This is a genomic window from Rhizobium sp. AB2/73, assembly GCF_020871915.1.
GTDB lineage: Bacteria > Pseudomonadota > Alphaproteobacteria > Rhizobiales > Rhizobiaceae > Rhizobium > Rhizobium dioscoreae.
Genome location: NZ_CP067076.1, coordinates 1 through 13,931 on the forward strand (window position 1 = coordinate 1; position 13,931 = coordinate 13,931).

At 55.5% G+C, this 13,931-nt stretch carries 12 protein-coding genes; 2 read left to right on the forward strand and 10 right to left on the reverse strand.

What is annotated here, in order from left to right; all coding sequences use genetic code 11:
- Window positions 1-384: 384 nt before the first annotated feature.
- Together istA and istB are read left to right on the forward strand one after the other, a co-directional pair.
- The gene (istA, locus tag I8E17_RS34730; RefSeq protein ID WP_112722466.1) at window positions 385-1,920 is read left to right on the forward strand and encodes an IS21 family transposase; all 1,536 of its coding nucleotides are present in this window, start codon (window positions 385-387) and stop codon (window positions 1,918-1,920) included.
- Window positions 1,921-1,932: 12 nt separating this feature from the next.
- Window positions 1,933-2,688: an IS21-like element helper ATPase IstB gene (gene istB / locus I8E17_RS34735; protein WP_112722455.1), complete on the forward strand. Its 756-nt coding sequence runs from the start codon at window positions 1,933-1,935 to the stop codon at window positions 2,686-2,688.
- Window positions 2,689-2,751: 63 nt separating this feature from the next.
- Here the strand turns inward: istB and I8E17_RS34740 are convergent, their stop codons facing one another.
- Genes I8E17_RS34740 through I8E17_RS34785 form a run of 10 tightly spaced genes read right to left on the reverse strand, consistent with a single transcriptional unit; the run spans window position 2,752 to window position 13,929 of the window.
- The gene (locus I8E17_RS34740; RefSeq protein ID WP_229002348.1) at window positions 2,752-4,662 is read right to left on the reverse strand and encodes a type IV secretory system conjugative DNA transfer family protein; all 1,911 of its coding nucleotides are present in this window, start codon (window positions 4,660-4,662) and stop codon (window positions 2,752-2,754) included.
- Window positions 4,659-5,681 (reverse strand): P-type DNA transfer ATPase VirB11, encoded by a 1,023-nt coding sequence (gene virB11, locus I8E17_RS34745; RefSeq protein ID WP_219511901.1) that lies wholly within the window; start codon window positions 5,679-5,681, stop codon window positions 4,659-4,661. Before virB11 ends, I8E17_RS34740 begins: the two co-directional genes overlap by 4 nt.
- Window positions 5,662-6,879: a type IV secretion system protein VirB10 gene (virB10, locus tag I8E17_RS34750; RefSeq protein ID WP_219511898.1), complete on the reverse strand. Its 1,218-nt coding sequence runs from the start codon at window positions 6,877-6,879 to the stop codon at window positions 5,662-5,664. Before virB10 ends, virB11 begins: the two co-directional genes overlap by 20 nt.
- Window positions 6,879-7,688 (reverse strand): TrbG/VirB9 family P-type conjugative transfer protein, encoded by an 810-nt coding sequence (locus tag I8E17_RS34755; RefSeq protein ID WP_174048342.1) that lies wholly within the window; start codon window positions 7,686-7,688, stop codon window positions 6,879-6,881. The genes virB10 and I8E17_RS34755 overlap by 1 nt, the downstream gene beginning before the upstream one ends.
- A complete protein-coding gene (locus tag I8E17_RS34760) occupies window positions 7,685-8,377 on the reverse strand; it encodes a type IV secretion system protein (protein ID WP_174048341.1) in 693 nt (230 codons plus the stop codon). Before I8E17_RS34760 ends, I8E17_RS34755 begins: the two co-directional genes overlap by 4 nt.
- Window positions 8,378-8,412: 35 nt before the next feature.
- Window positions 8,413-9,441 carry a type IV secretion system protein gene (locus I8E17_RS34765; RefSeq protein ID WP_219511896.1) on the reverse strand — a complete coding sequence of 343 codons (1,029 nt, stop codon included), beginning with the start codon at window positions 9,439-9,441 and terminating at the stop codon, window positions 8,413-8,415.
- 12 nt (window positions 9,442-9,453) lie between these two features.
- A complete protein-coding gene (locus I8E17_RS34770) occupies window positions 9,454-9,681 on the reverse strand; it encodes a hypothetical protein (RefSeq protein ID WP_229002349.1) in 228 nt (75 codons plus the stop codon).
- A complete protein-coding gene (locus tag I8E17_RS34775) occupies window positions 9,674-10,372 on the reverse strand; it encodes a type IV secretion system protein (protein WP_132665710.1) in 699 nt (232 codons plus the stop codon). Before I8E17_RS34775 ends, I8E17_RS34770 begins: the two co-directional genes overlap by 8 nt.
- Window positions 10,373-10,384: 12 nt before the next feature.
- The gene (locus tag I8E17_RS34780) at window positions 10,385-11,473 is read right to left on the reverse strand and encodes a lytic transglycosylase domain-containing protein (RefSeq protein ID WP_219511894.1); all 1,089 of its coding nucleotides are present in this window, start codon (window positions 11,471-11,473) and stop codon (window positions 10,385-10,387) included.
- Window positions 11,470-13,929 (reverse strand): VirB4 family type IV secretion/conjugal transfer ATPase, encoded by a 2,460-nt coding sequence (locus tag I8E17_RS34785; RefSeq protein WP_219511980.1) that lies wholly within the window; start codon window positions 13,927-13,929, stop codon window positions 11,470-11,472. The genes I8E17_RS34780 and I8E17_RS34785 overlap by 4 nt, the downstream gene beginning before the upstream one ends.
- Window positions 13,930-13,931: the final 2 nt, after the last annotated feature.

A 13,931-nucleotide genomic window follows, 5' to 3' on the forward strand; every position in this document is an offset into this window, starting at 1 on the left:
CCGACGCTGGTTTTCTCGACCTGTTCACGAAGCTTTTGTGCTGCAAGGGCGTGCAGCGCTTCAATTTCCTCTCGCCGTGCGATGTCATCTGACGCCGCGCTATTGCGCTTCCGTGGGGCTTTAGGTCGGGCTGCGGGCGTGGCTTTGGCTTTCGAGGCCAATGCGGCTGGATTGACGGTACGCTTCGCTGGAGTGGCAGCTGGCGCTATTGCCTGCGGATTCCGACGTGAAGCCGGCCGGCATTCCGATCAAAGACCGGCCACCATTCCGATTTGAAGCCGGCCACCGTTCCAATCAAAGACCGGCCAGTTTTCGGCACTGAAGATTACCTCCTGGGTCAGCAACTTTTGGCATCGATACCTCGTGATGAACGAGGGGATTTTGATGCCGGCAAAGAGAAGGCTGACCATGAGACATTTGCGACAAATGCTGCGGCTTGCGGCAAGCGGAACCAGCTCGCGTGAGATTGCCGTCGTATTGGGAATTGCGCGTAGCACGGTGCAGGATAATCTGCAGCGCGCGGCAGCGGTTGGGTTAAACTGGCCCTTGCCTTTGGATCTCACCGACGATGCGCTCGAGAGCAAACTGTTCACTCGTAATGGCATCAAACACGGCACGAGACGACGGGTCGAGCCCAATTGGGCCGATCTTGCCATCGAGCTCAAGAAGCCGGGCGTTACCATGCTCATCCTGTGGGAGGAGTATCGTGGGTCGCACCCCGACGGTTACGGCTATAGCCGCTTTTGTGAACTCCTGCGTGGGTTTCAACAGCGGCTTTCACCGACGATGCGCCAGGAGCATGCTGCTGGCGACAAGGTGTTCGTCGACTATTCCGGCAAGAAGATCCCGATCGTTGATCGCAAGACCGGAGAGATCCGCGAGGCAGAGATCTTTGTGGCGGTGCTCGGTGCATCGAGCTTCACCTATGCTGAGGCGACCTGGACGCAAACGCTCCCTGACTGGATCGGCTCGCATGTCCGGATGTTTCATTTTTTTGGAGGCGTTCCCCGGCTGATCGTTCCCGACAATCTGAAGTCGGGCGTCAACCACGCCAGCTTCTACGATCCCGAGATCAACCGCAGTTACGGCATGATGGCCTCCCACTATGGCGTCGGAGTTCTCCCGGCACGGCCGAAGAAACCGCGGGACAAATCGAAAGTTGAGAACGGAGTCCGTTTTGCTCAGACCTGCATCCTGGGGCGGTTGCGCAAGCTGACTTTCTTCTCGCTGGCTGAGGCCAATGCCGCTATTGGCCAGGCACTCGATCGCATCAACGATCACCTCATGCGTCGATTGGGTGTTACCCGGCGGCAAGTATTTGAAAGTGTCGAACGTGCTGCGCTCGCCAGTCTTCCGGGTGAAGACTACGAATTCGCCGAATGGCGTCTGGTCCGTGTCTCGACCGATTATCACGTCGAGTTCAAAAGCTTCTTTTATTCCGTCCCCCATGCCCTCATTCGCCAGCAGGTCGACCTGAGGGCAACGGCACGCACCATCGAGATCTTCCACCGCGGCAAGCGCATCGCCGTGCATCAGCGTCGGTATGGTGGTCCTCGCCATGGAACCGACCCAGATCACATGCCCAGTTCCCACCGGCGATACGCTGAGTGGACACCAGATCGCTTTCGGCGCTGGGCCGCATCCATCGGGCCACAGACAGAGGGCCTGGTGATCGCAATTCTTGCTAGCCGTCCGCACCCCGAACAGGGCTTTCGAACATGCCTGGGTGTGCTTCGCCTGTTTCGCGACATCGAACGCAATCGGGCCGAAGCCGTATCAGCACGCGCCGTCGAGATCGGTGGCCTGAACTGCAAGAGCATCGCCTCGCTGCTGGCCAACCACAAGGCGGCGCGCCATTCCACCGAACCAACCGCCATTGTCGACCATGCCAATCTGCGTGGCCCTGATTACTTTCATTGAGGAGACATACCAATGCTGACCAATCCCACCATCAACATGCTGCGTGAACTCGGCCTCAATGGCATGGCCACAGCCTTCCAGGAGCTCGACGCACAATCCGAAGCGCGCGGCCTCGAGCATGGAGAATGGCTTGCCATCCTACTCGAACGAGAGGCCACCATGCGCCGCCAGAAGCGCTTCGAAGCCCGCGCCAGGGCTGCCAAACTTCGCCACGATGCGCAGATCGAGAATGCCGACTTTCGTGCCGCACGCGGTCTCGACCGCAATCTGTTCATGACGCTTGCTGGCTGCGATTGGATCCGCAGGCACCACAGCCTTCTCGTCACAGGGCCGGCCGGCGTCGGCAAGAGCTGGCTTGCCTGTGCACTCGGCCATAAAGCATGCCGCGAAGATTTCTCCGTCGCCTACCACCGGGTTCCTCGGCTATTCGCAACACTTGCCCTTGCACGAGGCGATGGGCGATATGGCCGGATCCTCAAATCGCTGGCCAAGACCGATCTGCTTATCCTTGATGATTGGGGACCGGAAAAGCTCAACGATGATCAGCGGCGCGATCTCCTCGAGATCATCGAAGACCGCTACGAGCGCCGATCGACGATCGTCACCAGTCAGGTGCCCCTGGATCGCTGGTGGGAAATAATAGCAAACCCCACGCTCGCCGATGCCATCCTGGATCGCCTCGTTCACAATGCCTATCGCATCGATCTCACCGGTGAAAGCATGCGAAAACAGCGCTCGTCGATAGCGCCTGAAAAACCGCACGCTTGACCTGAAACAAAACCCGATCCAAACATCCAACAGACCCAGGATCAGTCCGACAAATGGCCGCCTTCAAATCGGAACCCCGGCCGGAATGAAATCGGAATGACTGGCCGGCTTCAAATCGGAATCGATGGCCGGCTTCATCGGAATACGCACTATTGCCTCCGCTGGCTCCGGCGCCTCCTTTGCAGGAATCTGCTTTTCCGGCTCTTTTTGAGCGGGGCCGGCTTCCGGCATGTTTGTTTGGACTGCAGCCGAAGGCTCAGCTACCGGCGCTGTGTTTCCAGCATTCTCATATTCTGCAGTCGTCGCCGGGACCGGCTTCGATGGAAGGTACTCGATATCCGGGACACTTGGGATGTGAGCCTGGGCATAGGCCTCAGCTGCCTTGAACGGCTGGGTATTAAAGAACCGAAGCTTTTCAGCAAAAATTGGACGCTGGCCCTCTACCAACAGGATCATTCTGTTTTCCGGCATTTGCCGGACTTCCTGAGACATCATGAGGTCCCGCTCACGAATTTGCTCGACCTTCGTCCGCCGTGGAAGTCCCATGATTTCAATTGTTCGAGACTCCGACGAGTAGCGAATGGTCCTCTTGCCGAGAGCTCGTGACGCATAGTCGGCCGTCGCCTGATCATTTGCTCCAAGGATCAACTGGTAGCCGCAATTCCCCAAGAGTGAGTGCCGCGAGGTCTCTCCATATATCTCATCTAGGTTTTTCAGATCCTGGATAATGAATGCGAGCTTGATCTTATAACCGGCCACGTAAGGCAGCTTCGTCATGATCTCGTCCATGCGTTTCAGCTGGCGAAATTCATCGAGAAGGAAATAGACGGGAAGGGAATTTGGATCGTGCTCAAGCGTGAGAATATCCATGACCTGTTGGACAAACAGGGTCAGTAAGGGTCTGAGAAGCGTGATGTCGGTGATGTTCGGAGCGAGATAGATTGTAATGGGCCGCCGCTTCATGGATCGAAGGTCCATGTCCGTGAAGTTTGTTGCGGCAACAACCCGTTCGTTCTTGAAAGGTCGCATAGCCTTCTGGATATCAAGAAGGGCTGATGCAGCGGCTCGATCAGACAGGGAAAGATATGAGTTGAAACTCTCGACGGTAAATTTCGAGAGGTAGGGCTCTTTCTCCTTGATGTGCTTCATCAAGGCCTGGAGGTCTACGCCGCTGTTGAAGAAGGAGTTGATTTCGCCGAGATTGCGGCGGTCCCGGTAGAAGGGGCTTTCGAGAATGTAGCTTATCGCGCCGGCGAGGACCTGCTGCGCGGTGGCCTGCCATACCGAATTCTCAGACTCCGTGTTCTCCGGAACAAGAATGCTGGCAATGTTCTGAATGTCGGTTGTTCGATTGCCCCGTTCCGGTCGCACAAAATCGAGAGGATTATAGCTGTTCGTGCGCTCAGAGCCCGGTGCAAAAATGAAAACCTGGCTACCATTCTTCTTCCGATAGCCGGCCGTCGCCTTGAAGACCTCTCCCTTTAAGTCGGTAACAATCATCGAGCCTTCATGCATGAGAGCGTTCGGAATAACGTAACCGGCACCTTTACCGGACCTTGTCGGCCCGATGATCAGGTGATGGCGATCGTCCTGCGCCCGGAGGACCTTGCCTCCAAAGCGACCGAAAATATGCCCCTTCTTGCCGAACCATTTCCCCGTCCGCAAACCCGCGATGTCCTGAAATGCGGCGTCCCCTAATGGGCTCGTGACTGGTCTAAGGCCGAGATAGGCAGTAATTGCGGCGATCACGAAGGCAGGCACCAGCGACCCCAGGGCGACCTTCTGCAGGGTAGGATTATCGCTGTAAGCCCAGAACTGTTGGATTGGCGCGAAAGGATTGCTTCTTATCGTCGTATCGAGGATTCTGCCGTCGCCGTAAAACAGGTGAAGGCCAGCGCCATATCCAAGCATCCAAGCCGCAAAGGCAACCGCGAGGCAAAACGCTAGATAGACGGCTTTGAAGCCTTTCGTCATGCTTCATCTCTTGCAAAGAAGATCTCCGAGACGCCGCGCTTTCCCCCTTCGCGGCGGAGCTGGATGACGATCGGAATCACCATTTGAATGTAGGACATCAAGTCCTGCTTCGAGTAGCCCGCCGACATTCCAGATTGTTGCATCATCATGGCAAGTTGCTCATATGCCCCCATAGGGGTGTCTGCATGAACTGTGGACATGCTACCCGGATGACCGGTGTTGATGGCGCGCAGGAAAGAGAATGCTTCAGCGCCTCTGATCTCGCCCACGAAAAGGCGGTCAGGACGCATGCGCAGTGCCGACTCGAGCAGGTTTTGAATGGTCACATTGGACGTGCCTTGCCCACCTTTGGAAGCAACCAAGTGGACTGCGTTTTTCTGTGGCGGAAAAAGCTCCCGCGTGTCTTCGAGCGTCAAGATGCGCTCGTTCAGGTCAACTGAGTTGAGGCAGGCATTTAAGAATGTCGTTTTGCCCGAGGACGTGCCGCCACTGATAAGGATCGAAACCCGCTTCGTGATTGCAGTATGGATGAAGTCGTAGATCTTTTCTTCGCGGAGATATCGAATGAGCTCGCGATCGACGTCGCTCAATCCCCCCACGGCAACCGACACCTTATCCAGCGATCCGTTATCCCTGTAGTCTTCGAGGGAGAAATTCTGGACGACCTGCTTTCGGATCGTAATGGATCCTCCGTCAGGAGCTGCGGGGGGTAAGACGACCTGAATGCGCTCACCAGTCGGCAACGCCGCGCTCAGGATTGGATTGGCCTGGTTCAAGAACTGCTTTGTTGAGGCGGCGACGCGTTCTCCGATGTTCTCAATCTCTTGCGCGGTCAGAACATCGATACGATGATGCTCCATATGATCTGCGCCAAACCGTTCCACGTAAACGTGGCCCGGCTTGTTTATCGCGATTTCGACAACCTTTGGGTCGTCAAGAAACGGCCTGATGGGCTCCAATGAACGGGTCAGGAAATAGTGGGGATCATGAACCAGTGAATTACCTGCCGGTGCGTTCACGTTTGATCTCCTTCATCGCTTCTGTAACTGGATCGTCGTACATGTCGCTGAAATCGAGGTCTTGGCGCACGAAGATGAAGATGCGTTCGCCCTGGGGGACGCTGATCGTCGGTGGGATACGGAGATTTTCCGAAAGCACGGTGTTTGCCATGTCGCTAAACGTCTGTGCGATAGTCTCGCGAGCGAGATCCGCCCCACGCTGCGCATCGTCATTGTTGGAACCTGAACTCTGTTCGCTTCCATATCCCGTCAGGTAGCTTGCGCCGCCACCAACGATCGAAAGAAGGATGGACGCGCCGAAGCGCTCCCGGAACTTGTTATCAACGTGACCCGTCAATCCTGATCGACCAAGGCTATCGGCTCCGATCGAGTTCAGCCTCACGCTGGCGCCATCGTCACGGATCAGGCGTGTCCAGACGACGAAAATACGCTTCTGTCCACGCGTAACCTCCGACTGGTATTCACCGATCAGGCGGGTGCCTGTAGGGATGATCACGCGCCGTCCGTCGAACGAGTAGACATCCTGAGACGTAATAGCGCGGATTTGCCCGGGCAAATCACTCACGATCGCTGTTTCCAGAATGCCTGGAATAAGCGTGCCCTCTGGCACTAAAGCGTCGAGGCGTTTCAGCTGTCTGGCCTTGGCGCTACGATCGCCGATCGCGCTAGCGGACGAGAGGTACTGGCTATTCTTATCCTCGCCGGCAACCGTCAACGGCGGGCCGCTGGCCGACCCGTCCAGCGAACCGTTCGCGTTGCCCCCCAGATTCTGGTCCATAGTGATCAGCTTTGACCGGAAGCGCTCGGGAAACTCCTCCACTTTAGGCACCTCAACAGTGGGAGGCGGGGCAACTGGTGGCGGCGGCACGTTGAACGTTGTCGTATCAGCTGGCGGTTCGGGCGGCGGAGGAGGAGGCGGAGGGGGCGGTAGGACCACGACTGGCTGTTCCGGAGCGGGTTGCGGCTCCCCATCGCGCACGTAGCCAGGTGGCCGGAACGTCGTGGTGCGAAACTCCTCATCCGACTGGGAATTGTCCCGCGGCTCATCTTTCGAGGTCGAAAGGACCATGTATGCAGCGATAACACCAAAAATCACCAGAGCGGCCATGCCTGCCGTTTGGTTTCGTTTCGCGTTCTTGTTGCTGACATCCGTTTCGTCAGCCTGCGCCATAGCTTCAAGTTCGGGGCTGCGCTTCATTAGTTGCCGCTCCTTCTGCGCTTGCTCGCGTCCGGATCAGGTTTCGGGGCCATGATGTCGGGGTCAGGGGCCGCAAAATCGGGCTTGCGAAGATTGAAAATGCAGGTCCATTGGTTGCCGTCTCGCAGCGTGTATTGCGTCGCCGTACCATCAACGACAATATATTCGCCTTCCTTTCTGAAATTCCGAAGGGTTTCAGAGAAGTCAGATTGGACCGCAAAAATAGCAGGTACGCGGCCTTTGAACTTGAAGAACGTCTTCTTCCCATCGTCGAAGACCATCGACGGCTTCAAAGCGGAGTCACCCGAGAATGAGTAGTCGATGTTGACGTTTGCCTTGTCGATATTGCTGATATTCGGGTTTGCTGCTCGAAACTCTGCCTCTTTCCGCAGAGATGCGTTCAAATCCTTCTCGGGATATACGAAACGGATACCGAAAACCTTCCGTTCGTCTGTCGGCGCGTAGTCATTCAGCTCCAAGAAGTAGATCCGCTTGGATGTCACGACATTCATGTTCGTAGAAACACCTTTCGCAATAGGTTTTACGAATAGGATGTTGCCCTTCTCAGACGGTGCGACCTGCCAGCTATCGGTATCGCCCAGAGAGATCGTCTCGAACTTTTCATCTTCATCGAAAATGATCATCGTTGAGATGCCATAGGTCGCAGAGACCTTCACCACGTTATTGGGCTGGTAGACAACACTTGTAACACGTGAATCCAATGTGCCAGGTTTAGGCTGCTGTGCGCCGAAGGCGTGAGTCATCGTCACGGCCATGAAGGCCGCAGAGACTAATAGTCTGACTTTCATCCTGCTGCTCCCGGCGTAACCGTTTCCTGATCGCGACGGTAGTTATACACTTGGAAGCCAAGCGGATTTTCAAAGCGCCAATCGTTGCGCTCCGGCGTATCCGTGTACCGGAAGCGGACCACAGAGATGTAGTGCCGGGTGATGTTATCACTCTCAGAGCTTTCGGTGGTCGAGAAGCGGACCAGTGCGGTGCTTGCGTTCGAGAACGTGACCGACTTAACGTCCACGGTGATTTTCTTGTTTCTGCCCAAGCGCCTGCCTGGGTTGTTCGGATTGGCCGCGCTCCATTCGTCTTGGAGCTCCTTAGCTGCGTCAGCCGTCGAGAGGAGGGCGGCAATTCCGAAGTTTTGCTGTATCGCAAACGGATCATAACCCTCGCGCGATCGGATGTAACGGACCACATTGGCCTGAGTGACAGCCTGCTGGTCAGTGAGGTTTGCAGAGCGCGTGAGCCCGGTTTTCACCTCAATGTAGCCGGTGTTTTTGTCGACCTCGACGATGTAAGGTTCGAAACTTTTGAGCGGAACCAGCATCACCAATGTCCCGAGCGACATAAGGGTGATGGCGCTCATGATCATGGCAACGAACCAAGCAAATGTCCTTGAGCGATTTGCCTTCTTTACGATCTCCTGTTCCCATTTATCGCCATCTTGAAAATAGCTCCGGAGAGCATCGTTTGAATCTGCCATGGTCTAGCCCTTAAACCCCTCTGAACAGCCTGCGCTTAGCGCGGCACGCTGTTGCTACTGATACGATTTTGCATCGCACTCGCACTTGCATTCCGAATATTTTCCCGCATGCCGGCTTGGGTACGCTCGCGGGCCTCCATTCCAAGTCGGCCAGCTGTGCCGGAAGCACTACGCGCCCCGGTTAGCAGTGCAGCTGGAGCACTGAAGCCTGTCAGGCCCCCGACGGTTCGCGCCACTTGCCCGATTCCGGCCGCAACACCGCCCGTGATTCCCTGAGCAAGCGTCTGTATGTTGAAAAGGACAAAGGCACCGGCAGCACACAAAAGAAGGAATGCCGCGACATCATCGAGTTGAAGCCTGCGCTGGTCGGCTGCGGCAGTGACCTTCGTCAACTCTGGATCCATTGCGGAGATCAGGAACGCAGCAACCACGTAAACGAACAACGGAATAAGCGCGTACATCAGCACACTTTGGAACCACGCCATTCCGTAGCTACGGGTGGATTGAAACAACAAACATGCGATGAAAATCGGCGCGGTTCCTAGCAGCACCCACATCATGACTTTAGCGAGCAGAAGGATCGCGAGAGCGACGGCAATAAACACGCCGACAAAAAACATGATAAGGAAACCGACCATGGCCGGGAGGACGGAAAAATATCCGGCCTGCTCAGCAAAAGCCCCTGCCGCTTTATTGGCCGTTTCCCAGATCATCGACAGGCCGTTCGTCGGCTCCGTGATGCCTGTGTTGCTGACAGCTAGTATCGCGCGGCCGACATCTTCCGGCGTGTCGCTCAGCCAGGTGTAGAAGAATGTGTTGAAGTTACCCCATGAGTTTATGAAAGCAACGATCAGCGTCATCCTGACCACGCGGCTGATGACCTCGCCGACACTGACCCGAGCCGTCCCCATGATCAGTTGAAGACCGTAGTAGGCGACGTAGGCGATCAGTAACACGGTTAGAAGCGGCGCGACTTCGCTGCCAACCACTCCATAGGCACTTTGCGTGAAGCTAGCGCCTGTCTGTTCAATCCGATCCAAAAGCCCACCGAGGAAATCCTCCATCGCCCAACGCCCCTATTCAGTTGCTAATGTGTCGATGGCCGCGAGAGCGGCTGATGGATCACCGTTGACGTTCGTCATCGGACCACAGTCGTGACGCGGATCCTCAACGAAAGATGTCATGTTGGCCGGTCTTTTGCAGGGTGCTGTTTTCTCTTTCGCAGCCGTTCCACAGCCGGCAAGCCCGGCCGTGAACGTCGCGATTAGAAGCACTTTTCCAGCTGTTTCGAATGCCTTAATCACCGTAGGTCATCGCCTTTTTCGAGTTCGACATATCGACAAGACGCTGCTGATTTTGGGCGTTAAGCGACTGAACGGTACCATTCATGACGCCAATCATTTCGTTTAGCACCAGCCCCGATTGAACTTGGAGCTGCGTGTTCTGATCGATCGAGCCCTTGATATCCTCAGCTTTGCCGATCTGCTGACCTGCTTGCTGGAAGGATTGTGTACGCTGCTGCACTGCCTGATTTGATCCTGTCACCAGAGCCGCTACGCCAAGGACCGTATTCATCACTTCCTCATACGACTTATCGCCTGAAAACGTGCTATCGGCCTTTCCCGAAAGGTTTTTCACCAGCTGCAGCCCGTTGATGAATGTGGAGGCTACTTTGCCGATATCGCCGCCCATGCTTCCGAAATTCGGTACACCACCACTCATCAGGCTGTCGAAGGACGGCATCTGGGATACACTAAAGCCATTGCCGATAGCCAAGTTCTGCATGGGGCTTTGCACGCTTCCACGGTCACCCGTCACGGCTTTAAGTGTTTCTTCGACCGTCTTAAGAACTTCCTTGTTGGTATCTAAAATGTCGGTCGTTGTTTTCGATGTTTCCTGAGCTACCTTCAGGTTAGCATTGTCGATTGTGGGGACCTGAGCGTACGCTGTCGAAGCTAGAGCCAGCGAAAACGCCGTTGCGATCGTCTTTTTCATGGCAGTTCTCCTTTATTGTGTACTCAACATCAGTTTCATCTCGGACGCCCGTTCCCTTTTCTGGACGCAAGCTTGTTCCGTCTCGTTCCATTCCACGTTCAGCGCCGGGTCACAGAGCTTCACCGTTTCGGGGTCTTTCTCGTCTTTTTTCTTCACCGAGCTCGTGCGAGACGAACCGGATCTTTCACCGAGATCCAACGCGTTCTTCGAGTTCATGAGTTCAGCCATTGTCGCGCCAAGACGAATGACCTGATTCATCATTTCGAGATTCGCGTTTCGCGCCCCGGAGTTTTGGTCCCAACTATCTTGGATTGTGCCCGTCTGCATCTGCCCGAGCTGCTGCAACCACGAACTGACATTGCCACTGCTCTCCGTGATGGACTGGCTCGTCGCCATAGCGTTCATCGAGCTGTCACGAGCACCCGAGAAGGCTGTGCTGCCTCCTCCATAGTTCATCGGAATGTTGGAGGTATCCGACCCGCCAAACTGCGGCATCCATTGTTTCGTGATGCTCGCGACATAGCCTTGGGTTTCTTTAAACGGCGGTATTCCGCCGTATTTCTGAACGTTCCCAGGGCCAGCATTGTAAGCGGCTAAAGCCAGGTTCGTATTCCCGTTGAAACGCTTCAACTGTTGCTTGAGATACCGCGCGCCGCCCCGAAGGTTGTCTTCAATGTTGTTTGGGTCAACACCGAGGTCCTTTGCGGTTCCTGGCATAAGCTGTGATAGACCCGTTGCGCCTACCGGTGATTTTGCGCACGGGTTAAAGCGGCTCTCTTGATAGACAAGAGACATAAAAAGGGTTTCGTCTACGCCCTCTTCCTGGGCAACGCGCTTTACAAGGCCGACGATTTCCGGATTAGCTTGCGCAGCAGACGGCGCGTCGCCTCCCTTGCCTTTCTTGTACATCGAGCAAGTGACGCTCGTGCTGACAGAATGACGTTTCTTGTCTGTTTCCTTGATGTCGTCGGTGGTTTTCTCCCTCACCGCGTCGTCCGCTGTAAGAGCGGCGTCGGTGATCGGAACCTGCGTAAAGGCCGCGCTTGGAGCGCCAATCGACATGGCTGTAGCAAGCAGCACCAGAGTGGGACTTTTCCTCATTCAGCATTCTCCCATCCGCAAAATTTAGCCAACCAGTTTTCCGGCTCGTCTCCGTATTGCTCGCGGAGCGCAGCGCACTCCTCGATCGTCTCCTTTCGCCCGGACAGGACTTTGACCAGATCGGGCATGCTCGAAAGGTCGAGCCTGGCTATGACGGAGTCATTGCCGTGCTTGATCAGGAAGGTTCGCTTTTCCGGCGGGGTATTCTTGATAAAGTTGTATTCCTTCACCGTGAGACCGAAGCGCTTGATGTAGCTCTCTTCGTCTGCACGCGGATTTGGGAAGTGAATGTTCGTGGATGATTGCTCAATTAGCGTGTGGGACACCTTCGACTTTGCAATGTCGGCGGCCGACTGAGTGCCAAAGCCTACGATGCCGTTGAGCTTGCGAATGGTCTTCATTTTGTCGACAATGAACGCGCTGAAAGTTTCATCCAGGAGCAACTGCCAGCCTTCGTCCATGAAGAACATGACCGGATTGCCATCCAGCAGTTCATCAAGCCGATGGTAGAGATACATGAGGGCGGGCGTCCGCAGCTCCTCGTTCCCGAGAATGCTGGTCATGTCAAAGCCGAACACGGTCCGGCCAGAGAAGGACAGCACATCGTGAGGAGCGTTGAAGAGCCAAGCCTTTTCGCCCTCAATCCAAGGACGAAGGCGAGAATAGAGGTCATTGGCATCAGCACGGGCACGGCCCATGAGCAGGTTGCCAAGGTTGGTGAGGTTTCGCTGTTGGGCCGGCTCTTCCATGAGGCGGACGACAGCGCGTTCTATGATATCTTCATCTTCCTGGGTGAAGTCGCGGCGATCACGTCCGCCGAGCATCGCCTTGAGAAGGCGCTGAAGAAATTCCCTGTTTGGTCCCGTGTTCTCCAACTGAAGCGGATTGAATCCGGTTGGTGTACCCGGTGAAAGGATCTCGTAAGATCCGCCGATGGCTCGAACGAAGATTTCGGCTCCGCGGTCCTTATCAAAAAAGACGGCGCGCGGTGTTGGCGAAACTCGCATGGCCTGCGCGAGCAGGAAGCTCAAACCGACAGTCTTACCCGAGCCGGTCGGTCCTGTGACGGTAAAATGCCCGATGTCGCGGCGGTGGAAATTGAACCAGTAGGGCGTCTGCGATGTCGTCTCAAGGATAGTGATGGGAAGGCCCCAATGCGTACGTTCCGCCTGACCACTGGCGAAATTGTGCATCGATGACAGGCCCGAGAAGTTCGAGCTGGAGAGCATCGCCTTTCTAGCAATATAGGAGTGGTTGCCGGGCAACTGCGCCCAAAACGCTGCCTCAAGATTCAGATCTTCACGCAGCCAGTTGATGTTCATGTCCGTGAGGCATGCACCAAGTTCCGAAACGCAGCGGCTCAAGCCTTCGAGGTCCCGGGAAATGCAAAGTAGCGAAAAATGGTGGAAGCCAAATACGGCTTCCTGATTCAGCATACTGTCGAGAGCAAAATTGATGTCGGATTCTACAGACGTCCCAGCTTCGTCCGAAGCACGGATTTGCCTCTGAAGGCGCGTTATGCGCTCCTGTGCAATCGGCTTATCGGCAAGGGTAAACGACTGAGTCAGGATGAACTCGTGGTTCACCTGTAATAGTCCGTCTAACATGCCGGGTCCAGTGAACGGAGGGTATTCCTTGATAGACAGCAGAGCACCATAGCGCGAATCTTCGTCCACGGCGGCTTGCGCGTGAAAGGCGCGCTTGGCGAAGTGGAGACGAGAGGTTCCAATGAAGTTGCGAATGCCCATACGCGGCAGTCGCATCTTTCGAGACACGCTACCCGTGAGGATAGAATTGAAGAATTCGCAGGGCTCGGAATACGGTTCGCCCTTGGTCTCTTCCTCCTGCCCCTCAATCTTTGCAGTATCGTCGGATTTCTTCCGATAGGTTATGCCGAGTGAACGGGCTCCGTATTTACTGAGTTCACGGACGATATTCCCGATCAGCTCCTCCAGGTCCGTTACCTCTTCACGAGTGGCCTGGGTTTTCGCGTCCCTGTTAGACTGCGTAAAAATCCGCTTGAGCGAGTCGCCAACACCAAGCGCCCCTCGCATGCCCGAACGGACGATCGTCAAGTAGATTTCGTTTGTGAACATGCGCTTCTTGCGAAGCTGACTCATGTATCGCGTATTCAGGATGTCGCAGAATGATTGATCAAACGTTCCACCGATCTCGGTCTCGACCTCGCGACGGATCACGGTTGACCATAGGGAAAACCGGCTTGAGCCGAGCGCGCGGATCATCGTGTTCTGGACGACTGATCGCATATTCAATTCGGCCTGGTCTTCGGTCTGGAAAAACAAGCCGTCGAGCTTGATGACACTGGCGAGCGAGCCATTCTCGAGACCTATCACCGTGTCCGAGACATGCCGCATGTAAGGAATATGAACGGACATAGGCCGCTCGTTTCCAGCGACCTTCCCAAATCCTAGCTCTTCTGTGACGACTTTCAGCATGA